Source organism: Nocardia sp. NPDC059228 (assembly GCF_042754245.1).
Classification (GTDB): domain Bacteria; phylum Actinomycetota; class Actinomycetes; order Mycobacteriales; family Mycobacteriaceae; genus Nocardia.
The window spans coordinates 72,946-85,813 of record NZ_JBHZAL010000033.1 but is presented as its reverse complement, the minus strand read 5'-3'; the positions used below and the strand labels follow the sequence as shown (position 1 = coordinate 85,813).

Annotated in this window: 11 protein-coding genes and 1 pseudogene; 3 read left to right on the top strand and 9 right to left on the bottom strand. The window is 68.7% G+C overall.

The features are described 5' to 3' along the window. Window positions 1-184 precede the first annotated feature (184 nt). The 5 genes and pseudogenes from ACFXKA_RS34635 to ACFXKA_RS34615 all read right to left on the bottom strand — a co-directional run. Window positions 185-445, bottom strand: a pseudogene (locus tag ACFXKA_RS34635) (IS30 family transposase); the annotation flags it as partial. A gap of 43 nt (window positions 446-488) precedes the next feature. Then, window positions 489-1,703: an adenosylmethionine decarboxylase gene (gene speD / locus ACFXKA_RS34630; RefSeq protein WP_354837098.1), complete on the bottom strand. Its 1,215-nt coding sequence runs from the start codon at window positions 1,701-1,703 to the stop codon at window positions 489-491. 12 nt (window positions 1,704-1,715) lie between these two features. Further along, window positions 1,716-2,816 carry a type III PLP-dependent enzyme gene (locus ACFXKA_RS34625; protein ID WP_354837096.1) on the bottom strand — a complete coding sequence of 367 codons (1,101 nt, stop codon included), beginning with the start codon at window positions 2,814-2,816 and terminating at the stop codon, window positions 1,716-1,718. Between the two features lie 247 nt (window positions 2,817-3,063). After that, window positions 3,064-5,532, bottom strand: coding sequence for a DEAD/DEAH box helicase (locus ACFXKA_RS34620; RefSeq protein WP_379430530.1), 2,469 nt, complete (start codon window positions 5,530-5,532; stop codon window positions 3,064-3,066). Between the two features lie 88 nt (window positions 5,533-5,620). Continuing rightward, window positions 5,621-6,574, bottom strand: a complete 954-nt coding sequence (locus ACFXKA_RS34615) for a PAC2 family protein (RefSeq protein WP_354837060.1) — start codon at window positions 6,572-6,574, stop codon at window positions 5,621-5,623. Between the two features lie 182 nt (window positions 6,575-6,756). Between ACFXKA_RS34615 and ACFXKA_RS34610 the strand changes: the two genes are divergently transcribed. Beyond that, complete coding sequence (locus tag ACFXKA_RS34610; protein ID WP_379430524.1) at window positions 6,757-7,464, top strand: sensor domain-containing protein; 708 nt, start codon at window positions 6,757-6,759, stop codon at window positions 7,462-7,464. Window positions 7,465-7,509: 45 nt separating this feature from the next. On the opposite strand, the gene ACFXKA_RS34605 is transcribed toward ACFXKA_RS34610, so the two are convergent. Both ACFXKA_RS34605 and ACFXKA_RS34600 read right to left on the bottom strand, forming a co-directional pair. Then, the gene (locus ACFXKA_RS34605; RefSeq protein WP_379430523.1) at window positions 7,510-8,082 is read right to left on the bottom strand and encodes a hypothetical protein; all 573 of its coding nucleotides are present in this window, start codon (window positions 8,080-8,082) and stop codon (window positions 7,510-7,512) included. A 124-nt stretch (window positions 8,083-8,206) separates the two neighbouring features. Beyond that, window positions 8,207-9,154 carry a helix-turn-helix transcriptional regulator gene (locus ACFXKA_RS34600; protein WP_379430522.1) on the bottom strand — a complete coding sequence of 316 codons (948 nt, stop codon included), beginning with the start codon at window positions 9,152-9,154 and terminating at the stop codon, window positions 8,207-8,209. 97 nt (window positions 9,155-9,251) lie between these two features. Between ACFXKA_RS34600 and ACFXKA_RS34595 the strand changes: the two genes are divergently transcribed. Beyond that, entirely contained in the window at window positions 9,252-9,656 is a 405-nt protein-coding gene (locus tag ACFXKA_RS34595) for a VOC family protein (protein WP_354837052.1), read from the top strand. 311 nt (window positions 9,657-9,967) lie between these two features. Further along, the gene (locus ACFXKA_RS34590) at window positions 9,968-11,131 is read left to right on the top strand and encodes a DUF4192 domain-containing protein (RefSeq protein WP_379430521.1); all 1,164 of its coding nucleotides are present in this window, start codon (window positions 9,968-9,970) and stop codon (window positions 11,129-11,131) included. A 40-nt stretch (window positions 11,132-11,171) separates the two neighbouring features. Here the strand turns inward: ACFXKA_RS34590 and galE are convergent, their stop codons facing one another. Further along, the gene (galE, locus tag ACFXKA_RS34585) at window positions 11,172-12,152 is read right to left on the bottom strand and encodes a UDP-glucose 4-epimerase GalE (protein WP_354837048.1); all 981 of its coding nucleotides are present in this window, start codon (window positions 12,150-12,152) and stop codon (window positions 11,172-11,174) included. Between the two features lie 3 nt (window positions 12,153-12,155). Beyond that, entirely contained in the window at window positions 12,156-12,842 is a 687-nt protein-coding gene (locus ACFXKA_RS34580) for an iron dependent repressor, metal binding and dimerization domain protein (protein ID WP_354837046.1), read from the bottom strand. Between the last annotated feature and the right edge of the window lie 26 nt (window positions 12,843-12,868).

The window sequence follows — 12,868 nt, the reverse complement described above, 5'->3', positions numbered from 1 at the left end:
TCATGCGCCGCCTGCTGCGCGACGTGGCCGAGGGCCGCGAACTGGGCGACACCTCAACCCTGGTGGACCCCAACGTATTCGAGTCCATCCGCGCCCGCAAGGCGTAAACAGGCACACCCCGCGAGCGGCCCCTGATCGGCGATCGCGGATTACAGGGGTCGTCGCAACACCGCTGCTGGTTGGTGGTGGACAAGAGCATAGCGAGGCGCTCGGCTGGGGTATCCCAGCCGAGCGTTTTGCGTGGTCGGTCGCTGAGTTGCTGGGCGACGCATTCGAGTCTTCGTGGCTGTGGACGACGAGATCCGTGCCCTTCGAAGTACTGGCGCAGAAGGCCGTTCTCGCAGCCCTGGTCCCAGGTCAGCGAGCCGCGCAGGTGAGCGGGCTCCGAAAACGACACGGCCGCCGCAACCTCTCGAATAGAGAGTGTTGCGACGACCGTGTGACCCCGCGACTCACGTGCGGGGGCGCTTCGGGGTGGAACTGATCGACTAGACGCTCACGCCCACACGCAGCGCGTGCGGCTCGATCGCGCCGCGGACCAGAGCCTGCGCGTCGATGGTCTCGGCCCGGTAGGGCAGGGTCGCCAGGGTGGCGGTCATCTTGGCCACCGGATCCGCGATCGCCTTCGGGGTGCCGAAGATGAAGGTCCACTCGTGCTCGTCGCTGACGTAGGGCACGACGGTCTCGAACAGGTTGTGGAACCGGGTCCACGAGCGCTTCAGGGTCTCGTTGCGCCACATGGTCTGACAGCCGGCCTGCGCGGCGAGCACGCCGCCCTCGGCCAGCAGCGCCTTACAGCGGTTGAGGAAGTCGTCCTCGTAGAGGCGGTTGTGCTGCGCGTCCTCGACCCGCTCGTCCGGCAGGTCGATGCAGATCATGTCGTAGCGCACGCCCGCGGCCTCGGCCTTGGCCAGGAAGTCCCAGCCGTCGGCGTAGTGCATCTTGATCGGGCCGGTTTGTGCGACCGCCTCGGCCAGATCGGCCTGGCTGTAGCCGTAGGGGAGGTGCTCGGCGCACAGCTCCACCTCCAGCTGGTCGATGTCGACGTGGTCGACGAGCGAGGCGCCCGCAGCCACCGACATCTGCGAGGCGACACCCTCACCGGAACCGATGATCAGCACCTTGTCCAGCTTCTCGGCCAGCGCGTAACCCGGGACCAGCATGGCCTCGTGATAGGTGAGCTGCGAGAACTCGGTGGACTGGCGGTCGTCGTCGGAGAACAGGGAGATGCCCTGCTCGGTGCGTGCGATCACCATGTGCTGGAACGGGGTGTTGGTGTCCACGATGGTTTCCGTGGTGTTCCACACCCGGGTCAGGCCCTCGCCGACCGGCTCGTGGATCCGGCGGGCGGTGTGGCCGCGCTGGATGACCTCGATGTTCACCGAACCCGGGGACAGCTCCTGCTGCAGCAGTTCGACGGCCTTGGTGGCGCCGGAACCGATGCTGCCGCAAGTGAACACGTCGACGAAGATGTCGCCGGACTCAGGGTAGGTGTGGATCGAGGCATGCGACTCGGCCAGGAGGGCCAGGATGGTGACACCCTGCGGCTCGAACTTCTTACTCACGACATCGCAGATGGTCACCCCCGCGGCGACCAACGATTTTCGAAGCGCGGTTTCGAGTCGTTCGAGGTCGTCGCAGAGGCTGGCGTCGACACCACCGAACTCGGCCAGCACGTGCCAGCCGGTGAATTCTGCCGTGATCATGGCTAAAACTCACTCTCGCTCAGCGCCAGTGACATGGACAGTCAAAGGCGGAAAACCGTTGAAGGACACCGACGAATAGCTCGCCGTATAGGCGCCGGTCTCGAGGATCCGAACGGGATCACCGGCTCGCAACGTGGTCGGAAGGAGGACTCGCGTGCGTTGATAGAGTACATCGTCGCCATCACACGTAGGACCGGCCACCACAGCTTCGTCCTTCGGATCCGCGTCCCGATCGGTTTGGAATCGGTAGGCGATGTACTCGTTCTCGGTCTCGGCCATGCCGTTGTAGCGGCCGATGTCGAGGTATACCCAGCGCCGCCCGTCCGGCGCTACGCGAACATTCACCACTTCGGCATGAATCACACCGGTGTTGCCCACCAGGGCGCGACCGGGTTCCACGACGAGTTCGGTGTGTTCCGGGAGAAAGCGGCTCGCCGCCTCGGCGATGGCCGCGCCCAGCTCCGCGAGTCCGGGAGCCGGATCGGCGTACGAAATCGGAAGTCCCCCACCGATATTCACCGCCGTGACTGGAATGTCCTTGACCGCCAACGCTTCCGCGATGGCGCCTGCCTGCTCGATCCCGATGCCCCAGGCCTTCGGGTCCAGCTGCTGCGAGCCGACGTGGAAGTAGGGGCCGACCACGGTCAGGCCGAGATCGTGTGCCCGCACCAGCAGCCGCTTGGCCTCACCCGGTGCGCAGCCGAACTTGGTCCCGAACGGCGTCTGCGACTGCGGAGCCGACGACAGGAACCGGCACTCGACCTCGGAACCCGGCGCGTGCTCGGCGATGCGTTCCAGGTCGTCCTCGGTGTCGAAGGCGTAGCGCCGCACGCCCGCCGCGTAGGCGGTGGCGATCTGGGAAGCCTTCTTGATCGGGTTGCCGTAGCACATGACGGCCGGATCGACACCTTGCGCCAGGCAGAGCTCGATCTCACCGACGCTGGCGACGTCGAACTCCGCGCCCTCGTCGTTCAGCAGCCGGATGATCTCCGGCACGGGACTCGCCTTGACGGCGAAGCGAATTCGTGCCGCGGGAAGTGCGGCGTGCAGTGCGCGGTAGTTCGCGCGGACCCTGTCGAGGTCGATGACCAGACAGGGTGACTCGGGCAGGTTTCGACCGGGCAATCTAAGGGAACTCTTTTCTGTCGGCCGGAACGGCAGGGACTCAGGCAACCTGCGAGACGATACACGCGTTGGGCCTCGAAAAACGAACCGGTGGACGATCGATTACGTCACTCTAACGCCGGGATTCGTTCGGCTGCCCCGCGCGACGTCTTACGGGAGTGTGACCTCGGACCGCCGGCAGCGGCGCGCCGCTCCCCGCGGTCACCGAAAGCCGGCCCGCGGTCACCGAAAGTCAGCCCGCGGTGACCGAAAGGTCGTCGAACACCACTTCACCCGCGGCATCGGACTCGGCCAGATCCACGATGGCGTCGATGGACCAGCCGTGGTCGCCGTTGGGGTCGTCGAGTACCTGCCGGACATCCCAGAATCCCGGCCGTTGCTCGACCCGGAACAGCTGTGGTCCACGGGCGTTCGGACCGGTCCCAATGGTCCCGTATTCGTCGAAATAGGGGCCGAGTTCGGCCGCCCAGTCCAGTTCGTCGCCCAGCTCGGCCAGGGCGTCCCAGCGCCGCAGCGCGGCCAGGTCCACGCGCCGGAACATGGCATTGCGCACCAGCACCCGGAACGCGCGCTCATTGGCGGTGATCGGCCGTACGGTCTCGGCCCCGAACGCCACCTGCTGATCGTCGGACTCCGCACCGGGATTGGTGAGCTGCTCCCACTCGTCGAGCAGGCTGGAGTCGACCTGCCGGATGAGTTCGCCGAGCCATTCGGTGATGTCGTCGAGTTCCTCGGTGCGCGCCTGCTCGGGCACGGTCCGCCGCAGCGCGCGATAGGCGTCGGCCAGATACCGCAGCACCACGCCCTCGGAGCGGGCCAGTTCGTAGCCCGACACCAGTTCGGCGAAGGTCATGGACCGCTCGACCATCTCCCGCACCACGGATTTGGGGGAGGGCTCGAACTCCGACACCCAGGGGTGCCCGGCCTTGTAGGTCTCGAACGCGGGCTCGATGAGTTCGGCGGCCAGGGGCTTGGGCCAGGTGACTTCTTCGAGGAGTTCCATGCGCTCCTCGTATTCGATCCCGTCGGCCTTCATCTCCGCGACCGCCTCGCCGCGCGCCCGGTGCTGCTGGGCCATGAGCAGCTGGCGCGGATCCTCGAGGGTGGACTCGATCAGTGAGATCACATCGAGGGTGTAGGTCGGCGACTCCTTGTCGAGCAGTTCCAGTGCCGCCAACGCGAACGGCGAGAGCGGTTGGTCGAGCGCGAAATCGCGCTGCAGGTCGACCATGAGCCGGGCATGTCGTCCGTACCGGTCGGGTTCGTCGAGCTGCTGGACCACGCCCGCGTCCCGCAGCGCCCGGTACAGCCGGATCGCCTTGAGGATGTGCTTGCGCTGCGCGGCCCGCGGCTCATGGTTCTCCTCCAGCAGGTGCCGCATGGCGTAGAAGCAATTGCCTTTGCGCGCAATCACATTCAGCAGCATGGAGTTGGTCACGTTGAACCGCGACACCATGGGCTCGGGCGAGGCCGCCACCAGCCGGTCGAAGGTGTCCTCCGACCAGGACACGAAACCCTCGGGCGGCTTCTTCTTCTGGACCTTCTTCAGCTTCTTGGGGTCGTCGCCCGCCTTGGCGATGAGTCGCGCGTTCTCGACCTCGTGCTCGGGGGCCTGCACGACGACCGTGCCCAGGGTGTCGTAGCCCGCGCGCCCCGCCCGGCCCGCGATCTGATGGAACTCGCGGGCATTGAGCCGGCGCGTGCGCACGCCGTCGAACTTGGTGAGTCCGGTCAGCATCACGGTGCGGATCGGCACGTTGATTCCGACACCGAGGGTGTCGGTGCCGCACACCACCTTCAGCAGCCCATCCTGGGCGAGCTTCTCGACCAGTCGCCGGTACTTGGGCAGCATGCCCGCATGGTGCACGCCGATGCCGTGGCGGATGAACCGCGACAGCGTCTTGCCGAAGCCGGTCGCGAAGCGGAACTCGCCGATGGCCGCGGCGATGGCCTCCTTCTCGGCCTTGGACGAGACATTGACGCTCATCAGCGCCTGCGCCCGCTCCATGGCCGCGGCCTGGGTGAAGTGCACGACGTACACCGGCGCGAGGCTGGTGGTCACCAGATCCTCGAGCGTCTCGGTGATGGGTGTGCGCACATACGAAAAGCTCAGCGGCACCGGCCGTTCCGAACCGGACACCACGGCGGTCTCACGGCCGGTGCGCCGGGTCAGGTCCTCGGCGAAGAAGTCGACCTCGCCGAGCGTGGCCGACATGAGCAGGAATTGCGCGCCGGGCAGTTCGATCAGCGGCACCTGCCACGCCCAGCCGCGATCGGGGTCGGCGTAGTAGTGGAACTCGTCCATGATCACCTGGCCGATATCGGCGGATGCGCCCTCGCGCAGCGCCAGATTCGCCAGGATCTCCGCGGTGGCGCAGATGATCGGCGCCTCCGGGTTCACCGCGGCGTCGCCGGTCACCATGCCCACCCGGTCGGCCCCGAAGACGTCGCACAGCGCGAAGAACTTCTCGCTTACCAGCGCCTTGATCGGCGCGGTGTAGTAGCTGCGCTGGCCCCGGTTGAGCGCGGCGAAGTGCGCGCCCAGCGCGACCAGCGACTTCCCGGACCCGGTCGGGGTGTTCAGGATGACGTTCGACCCGGTGACCAGCTCCAGCAGCGCTTCTTCCTGCGCCGGATACAGATTCAGGCCGGCCGAGCTCGCCCAGTCGGCGAAGGTCTCGTACAACCAGTCCGGGTCCACGTCGGATACGGCACGGTCGGGAACCAATTCGGACAGCTGCACGCCGCCCAACGTTACCGGTCGCCGCCGCGGCCGCCGGTAGCGACCACTACCGCAGCGGCGGGTTCTCCGGTCCGTCGCCGTCTGCGTAGCCGGCCTGCTCGGCCAGGAAGCGCTCGAACTCCGCGCCCAGCTCGTCACCGGTGGGCAAGTCGTTCTCGCTGGCCAGCAGGCTGGACTGGCGTTCCTGGGCGGTGACGAAGCTGTCGTACTGGCGTTCCAGCGCCGCCACCACGGTCTCCACCTCGGAGTTGCCGGCGATCTGCTCGTTGACCTGTTCGCGCACCCGTGCGGCGGCATCGGTCAGCGCGGCCAGCGGTAGTTCGAGGCCCGCGTTCTCGGCGACGTTCTCCAGCAACGTCTGCGCGGCCTCCGGGTAGGCGGTCTGGGTCAGGTAGTGCGGCACATGGACCGAGAAACCGACCGACTCGTGCCCGTGCTGGGCCATCCGGAACTCCAGCAGCGAGGACGCGCTGCCCGGCACCTGCAGCTCACCCGGCCAGCGCTGGTGATCGCCGATCAGATCGGAGTCGGAGGCGTGCGCGGTGACGCCGAGGGGACGGGTGTGCGGAATCGCCATGGGAATCGCGCTCAGACCGATGGTCCGGCGCACGCCCAGCTGCTCTGCGAGCAGGCGCACCGCGGTGACGAACCGCTCCCAGCGCAGATCCGGTTCCAGCCCGGCCAGCAGCAGGAACGGCGTGCCGGCGGTGTCCTTGAGCGCCCACAGGCTCAGCTCCGGCTCGGTGTAGTCGGAGAAGTGGTCGGTCTTGAAGGTCATCAGCGGCCGCCGCGAGCGGTAGTCGAGCAGCTCGTCCATGTCGAACGAGGCGACCAGTTCGTGCTCGAGGCTTTCCTTCAGGTGCGTGGTGGCGAGGCGTACCGCGTGCCCGGCATCGGTGAAGCCCTCGAGACCGTGCACCAGCACCGGACCCGAGCCGTCGGCGGACGACAGCTGCGGAGCCGGGAACTCCAGCTCGTACATTCGCGACTCGTAGTCCATCGCGTACTCCTTCCTGCGTGGCCTACTTTCGCGACCAACCCACATTGTCCCTCATGCGCATGACAGGTGTGCACCACCCGCATTGGGTGTGCAACACGCCGGGCCCGGACGCGCATTCCCGGCAGTGTGCCGCGCGGCGTGGCATTCGGTGTGAACAGCCGATTTTCGGCATAGTGGGCGGAGTGATCGCGCCTTCCCGCACCCCCGCACGCAGCAGCCTCAGGACCGCGCGCACCGTGGGGGTCGTGGCGCTGAGCGGGTTGCTCGCCGCGTGCGGGACGACGGTTTCCGGTCATCCGATCGCCGCCCGCACTCCGGTGCCGGCGGCCGGCTCCGACGCCGGTCTCACCAAACTGCTACCGGATCCCTCGCAATTCCCGTCGCGGTACCCCGCGATCGTGCTGCCCGCCGAGGCTGCGAGCCAGGCAGCCAATGATCTCGAGGGTTACCTGCCGGGGGCGCACGTGGATCCGAACACCTGCGCACCGGTCGCGCCCACCGCGGGCCCGGCCGTGGCGGTCGGCACCGACGACACCGCCCGCGCCACCCTCACCGTGGCGCTCACCCGGTCGGGTCGACCGCTGTCGGCACTGCGAGATCAGTTGCAGCGCTGCGGAACCGTGCGTGTCGGGCACTCCGGCGTCACCTCGGTGGTGACCACGCGGCTGGATCCGCCGCCGCCGGTCGATGCCGACGACTCACTCGCGCTGCGCCGCACGGTCGGCACCGACAAGAGCGCGACCGGTCTCACCAGGACCATGCAGACGCTGGTGGGTCAGATCGGCGATGTGCGAATCGCGGTGACGTACATGACCTCCGGGTCCACCTCCGACACCGAGGCCCTCGACGCCCTGTTCACCACCGCGGTGCGCAAGGTGCGCAAGGGCTGAGACCCGAGGGAGCCGACCTCTGCCCATTCCGGCTCCCGGGCCCGATCAGCAGACGGGAAGCGGAGTGGCCGACCCCGACGCGGAACCGCTGCCCGCCGAACCGCTTCCGCCCGAGCCGCTGGCCGAGCCACTGCCCGCGGAACCGCTTCCGCCCGAGCCGCTGGCCGAGCCGCTGCCCGCGGACCCGCTGCTCGACGAGCCCGGGAACAGCGAGGAAACCGGCGGGCAGGAGCCGCCCTTGCCGACGACGTAGACGATGGTCGCCTGGCCCACGCCCTGCCGTACGCCGACGGTGTAGGTGCCGTCGGAGGTCGGGTGCCAGGGCATGTTCGCGGCGGCGCCGGCGCCGTACGAGGTCGGGGTGAGGGTGCCGATGACCGCGCCGTTCACCAGGAAGTCGACCGGGCTGAGCTGGTCGGAGCCGGACAGCGAGGCCTGGATGGAGCAGCCGTCGGCGACAGAGCACGTCTTGTCGCTGGTGAGCCCGGCGACATTGATGTTGTCGACCGCCGCCCCGGCGGGGGCGGCCAGTACCGACCCGGCCACGACCGCGAGCGCCGCGGTCGCGCAGGCGCCGGCGGCGGACCGTCGCAGATCCGGGGAGAGCTGATTACTCATGGGTGAATCCTTTCGGCGCGTTGAAGGGGTCGCGCCGGGCGGACTGTAACAGTGGCGGGCCGCTCAGTAGAGCGAAATCGCCACTGCTGCAACATGATTCGAATATCGCATAACAGAGAAGCGGTTACTCGCCGGTTCGGTAGCGCTGCACCAGCTCGGCGCCCAGCCGGGCGAGTTCGGCGCGCACCGACTCCGGCTCGACCACCTCCAGGGCCGCGCCCCAGCCCGCCAGCTGCTGGGCGATCATGAGCGGCGTCGGCGCGGTGATCCGGGCCCGGACCCGCCCGTCGGCGGTCGTGCCGTCCAGAACGCAGTGCCGCCCTTGCTGTTTGCGCAGCACCGGCGCGAGCGCAGCCTGGATCAGCACGGTGGCCGAGAGGGCGGAGCGCTGCCGTTCGACCTCCTCGACCACCTCCGACCAGGCCGTCGGCAGGTCGAAATCCTCCGGCCGGCGGGCGATCTCGTCGGTGATCGCCAGGGTGGCGATCCGGTCCACGCGGAAGGTCCGCTGCCCGTGCTCGGTTCCGGCCACCAGGTACCAGTTGCCGTCCTTGTCCACCAGGCCCCACGGATCGACCACCCGCTCGGTCCGCCGCCCGGCCCGGTCGTAGGCGAACCGGATCCGGCGGCGGCGCACCACCGCTCGCTGCAACTCGTCCACCAGCGCGGGCGGCCGCTGGTCCGATTCGCCCCAGCGGGCCGGGTCCACCACGATCGCGCCCGCCGCCGCCTCGGCCTCGGTGCGGAAGGGTTGCGGCAAGGCTCGCAACAGTTTCCGCAGGGCCGACTTGGTGGCGGGAGTGGCCGTCGCCACCGGGCCCAGCAGCAGGAACAGGGCCTGGGCCTCGGCGGCGGTGAGGCCACTGAGATCCGTGCGCGCGCCGCCCACCAGGGCCCAGCCGCCGCCGCGTCCGGGCTGCGGGTAGATCGGAATCCCGGCCGTGGACAGGGCCTCCAGGTCCCGGCGCGCGGTGGCCACCGACACCTCGAGCTCGGCCGCGACCTCCGCCGCGGTCACCCGGCCCCGGGTCTGCAGGAACAGCAGGGTGGCCACCAGTCGATCCGCGCGCATATCCGGAATTCTGCCCGGTAAAGTGCTCATTCGGTGAGCACTTTGAGCGCGATGATGGATTCAGATCGAGAACCACCTTCGACCCAGGAGAACGACCATGCTGCGTGGAATGGCCACCGTCAACTACTTCGCCGACGATCTGGAGGCGGCCAGGGACTGGTACAGCGAACTGCTCGGTGTCGCACCGTATTTCACCGTGCCGGGCGGGTACTACGAATTCCGCATCGGTGACTACCAGGCCGAGCTCGGGATCATCAACAGGAAGTTCGCACCGTCCCACCCGGATGTTCCGGGCGGTCAGATCGTGAACTGGCACGTCGACGATGTGGCGGCCACCTTCGGGCGGCTGCTCGACATGGGAGCCACCGTCTACGAGCCGATCATCGAACGTGGCGAGGGGACCGGGTTCGTGACGGCCTCGGTGGTGGACCCGTTCGGCAATGTCCTGGGCATCATGTCCAATCCGCACTACCTGGAGATCCTGGGTGAGTCCCGGCCGTGATGAATCATGCTCGGCATGGCGCGATACTCCTTCCGGCACTGCGCAGGACACTCCTTCCAGCACTGTGCGGGACCAGTGCCGAGGCGGACTGTAGCAGCGTGACCGCGCCCGCTCGGTCAAAATGAAACGAATACATTTCACGTTCGGGTCCGGCGGTCCGGGCGCACGGTAGCAGCGGGCACCGACAGCTCGCGGCCGTACTCGCCCGGGGCTCGCCGAGTAGTCCACGGCGCGCCGAAACATCCACAACCACAGCGAAACCCGAGGTCGGCCGCCTGGGTCGGTCTGCGGCGCGGCGCACTCTCGACGGCATGAACGCACCCGATGAATCCACGCCACCCGATCGCCCCGAGCCTGCCGCCGATAATCCCTTCGAAGATCCCGGCGAGCCCGGGGCGCGGCTGCGGGCGCCCGGCGATCTGATCGCGGCCGTCCCGGCCATGCTCGGGTTCATGCCCGCACGGTCGCTGGTGGTGACGGTGCTGCGAGCTGATCAGGCGTCGCCGGATATCGCGGCGGTCGAGGTGGTGACCCGGATGGATCTGGACAATCCCGGGCGGAGTGCGATGGGGATGCTGGTCGAGCGGGTCGCGGGCATCTGCGTGCGGCACCGGGCCGTCGCGGCGCTGGCCCTCGTCGTCGACGACCGGGCTACGGTGCCGACCCGCAAGCATCGGGGCGTGCGGGCGCGCAAGCACCACGATCTCGTTGCGGCGCTGGAACATCGGCTCGATGTCGACGCCGTGCCGCTGGCGGGGGCCTGGGCGGTGCAGGCCATCGGTGCGGAACTGCCGTGGTGGACGCTGTCCGGACCGTGGTCGCGGGGACTGCAACCGGATCCGGCGGCCTCGATGGTGACGCTGCGGCATGTGCTGGAGGGCCGGCCGCTGCGCGGTTCCCGGCGGGAGCTGACCGATATCCTCGCCGTCGACCCGGTGGCACGCGACGCCACCACCGCCGCTCTGGAGGTGGCGGTGGCCGCCGCGGCCCGGCGGCTGGCCCGGGTTGTGCAGCACGGCGATCCGCGCGTGCGGCTGCGGCTCGAGGTGTGCCGGGTGCTGCGCTACCTGGAACGCGTCGAGGCCGGTGCCCGGCTCACGCCGGCCGAGGTGGCGGATGTGGCCGTGGCCCTGCGGGATTCGGCGCTGCGCGACATCATGTTCGGGCTCGCCCCGGGTCCGCGCGCCCCCGGTGCGGAGGCGTTGTGGCTGCAGCTGGCGCGGGCGTTGCCGGATCCGGATCGCGCCGAAGCGGCGGCACTGCTGGGCTATTGCGCCTATACGCGCGGGGATGGCCCGCTCGCGGGCGTGGCGCTGGACGCCGCGCTGGCCGCCGATCCGAAGCACCGCATGGCGATGCTGCTGGACCTCGGCTTACAGACGGGTCTGCGACCGGAGCGGCTGGGCCGCCTCGCGGACTCCGGCCGGGAGGCGGCGGCCGAACTCGGCATCCACCTCGGGCCGGAGCCGCGATGACAATGCGGTCGACGATGAAACCGCGGCCGGCGCCGCGGACTCAGCGTGCGCTGTGCGCGCGGTCACCCAGCGAGCGCAGGAAATCCCAGGCGTCGGAGACGATCTCGTCGAGATCGGTGTGCTCGGGCCGCCAGCCGAGTTCGGCGATGGCCTTGGCGCTGGAGGCGATCAGCACGGCGGGGTCACCGGCGCGGCGCGGCGCGTCCACCGAATTGATCGGCAGGCCCGTCACCCGCGCGCACGCCGAAATGACCTCGCGCACCGAGAAACCGGTGCCGCTGCCCAGATTGAAGATGCGGTGCACGCCCGGCTGCGACTGCGCCAGCGCCCGCAGGTGCGCCTGCGCCAGATCGCGAATGTGGATGTAGTCGCGTACCGCGGTGCCGTCCGGCGTCGGGTAGTCGGTGCCGAACACCGAGATCGACTCACGATGACCCAGTGCGGTCTGCAACACCAGGGGGATGAGATGGGTTTCCACCACACGGTTCTCGCCGAGCCCGGCGTACGCGCCGGCCACATTGAAATAGCGCAGGCTGGTCGCGGCCAGACCGTGCGCCGCCGCGTACGAGGTGATGGCGTAGTCGATGGACAGCTTCGACGCGCCGTAGGGGTTGGTCGGCTGCTTGGATGCGTCCTCGACGATAGGCACCTGCTCCGGCTCGCCGTACACGGCCGCGGTGGAGGAGAACACCAGCCGCGGGGTGCCCGCGTCGCGCATGGCCTCGAGCAGCGCGAGGGTCTTCACCACATTGCCGTGCCAGTACTTCTCCGGCGCCACCACCGATTCGCCGACCAGCGACTGGGCCGCGAAATGCAGGACGCCGTCGAAGGATTCGGCCGCGATGAGCTCGGCGCCCGCGGTGGCGATATCGCCCTCGACGAACTTGGCCCCGGCCGGGACGCCGTCGGCATTGCCGGTGGACAGATCGTCGACGACCACGACCTCATGGCCGTCCTCGAGCAGAACCTGCGCGCAGACGCCACCGACGTAGCCGGCGCCTCCGGTAACCAGAAGCTTCACGTATCAGACCAACTTCACTTGGACGGCGTGCGCCATCTCGTCGGACAGTTCGAATCCCTCATGGCCGGGCACCGAGATGATCACCGCACCCGGTTTGGTCTCCACGGTCACGCGGGCATCGGGCACCACGCCCGCCTCCCGGAGCTGATTGATGGTCTCCGGATCGGTCTGGATGTGCTCCGAGAGCCGGCGCACCACCACGGCCTGCGCCTGCCCGGTCGGCAGATCGCTGAGCCGGACCAGCTTCTCGTCGGCGGAGGCATTGGCCTGCAGGCCCAGTTCGTCCAGGCCCGGAATCGGATTGCCGTAGGGGGAGGTGGTGGGGTGGTTGAGCACCTCGACCAAGCGGCGCTCGACCTCCTCGCTCATCACGTGCTCCCAGCGGCACGCCTCGGCGTGCACGTTCTCCCACTCCAGCCCGATGATGTCGACCAGCAATCGCTCGGCGAGACGGTGCTTGCGCATCACGGCGACCGCCATGGCGCGGCCCTTCTCGGTCAGTTCGAGGTGGCGATCACCGGCGACGGTCAGCAGGCCGTCGCGCTCCATCCGCGCGACCGTCTGGCTCACCGTCGGGCCGCTCTGCTCGAGACGTTCGGCGATGCGCGCGCGCAGCGGCGTGACGCCCTCCTCCTCGAGGTCGTAGATGGTACGGAGATACATCTCCGTGGTGTCGACCAGATCCTTCACCTGTTAAACCCCTTCGTCGGCACGAA

Excerpts from the sequence above, each read along its gene's own strand:
- ACFXKA_RS34615 (WP_354837060.1), bottom strand. The coding sequence starts at position 6,574 with ATGGACTACGAGTCGCGAATGTACGAGCTGGAGTTCCCGGCTCCGCAG.
- ACFXKA_RS34595 (WP_354837052.1), top strand. The coding sequence starts at position 9,252 with ATGCTGCGTGGAATGGCCACCGTCAACTACTTCGCCGACGATCTGGAG.
- ACFXKA_RS34600 (WP_379430522.1), bottom strand. The coding sequence starts at position 9,154 with ATGCGCGCGGATCGACTGGTGGCCACCCTGCTGTTCCTGCAGACCCGG.
- ACFXKA_RS34590 (WP_379430521.1), top strand. The coding sequence starts at position 9,968 with ATGAACGCACCCGATGAATCCACGCCACCCGATCGCCCCGAGCCTGCC.
- ACFXKA_RS34605 (WP_379430523.1), bottom strand. The coding sequence starts at position 8,082 with ATGAGTAATCAGCTCTCCCCGGATCTGCGACGGTCCGCCGCCGGCGCC.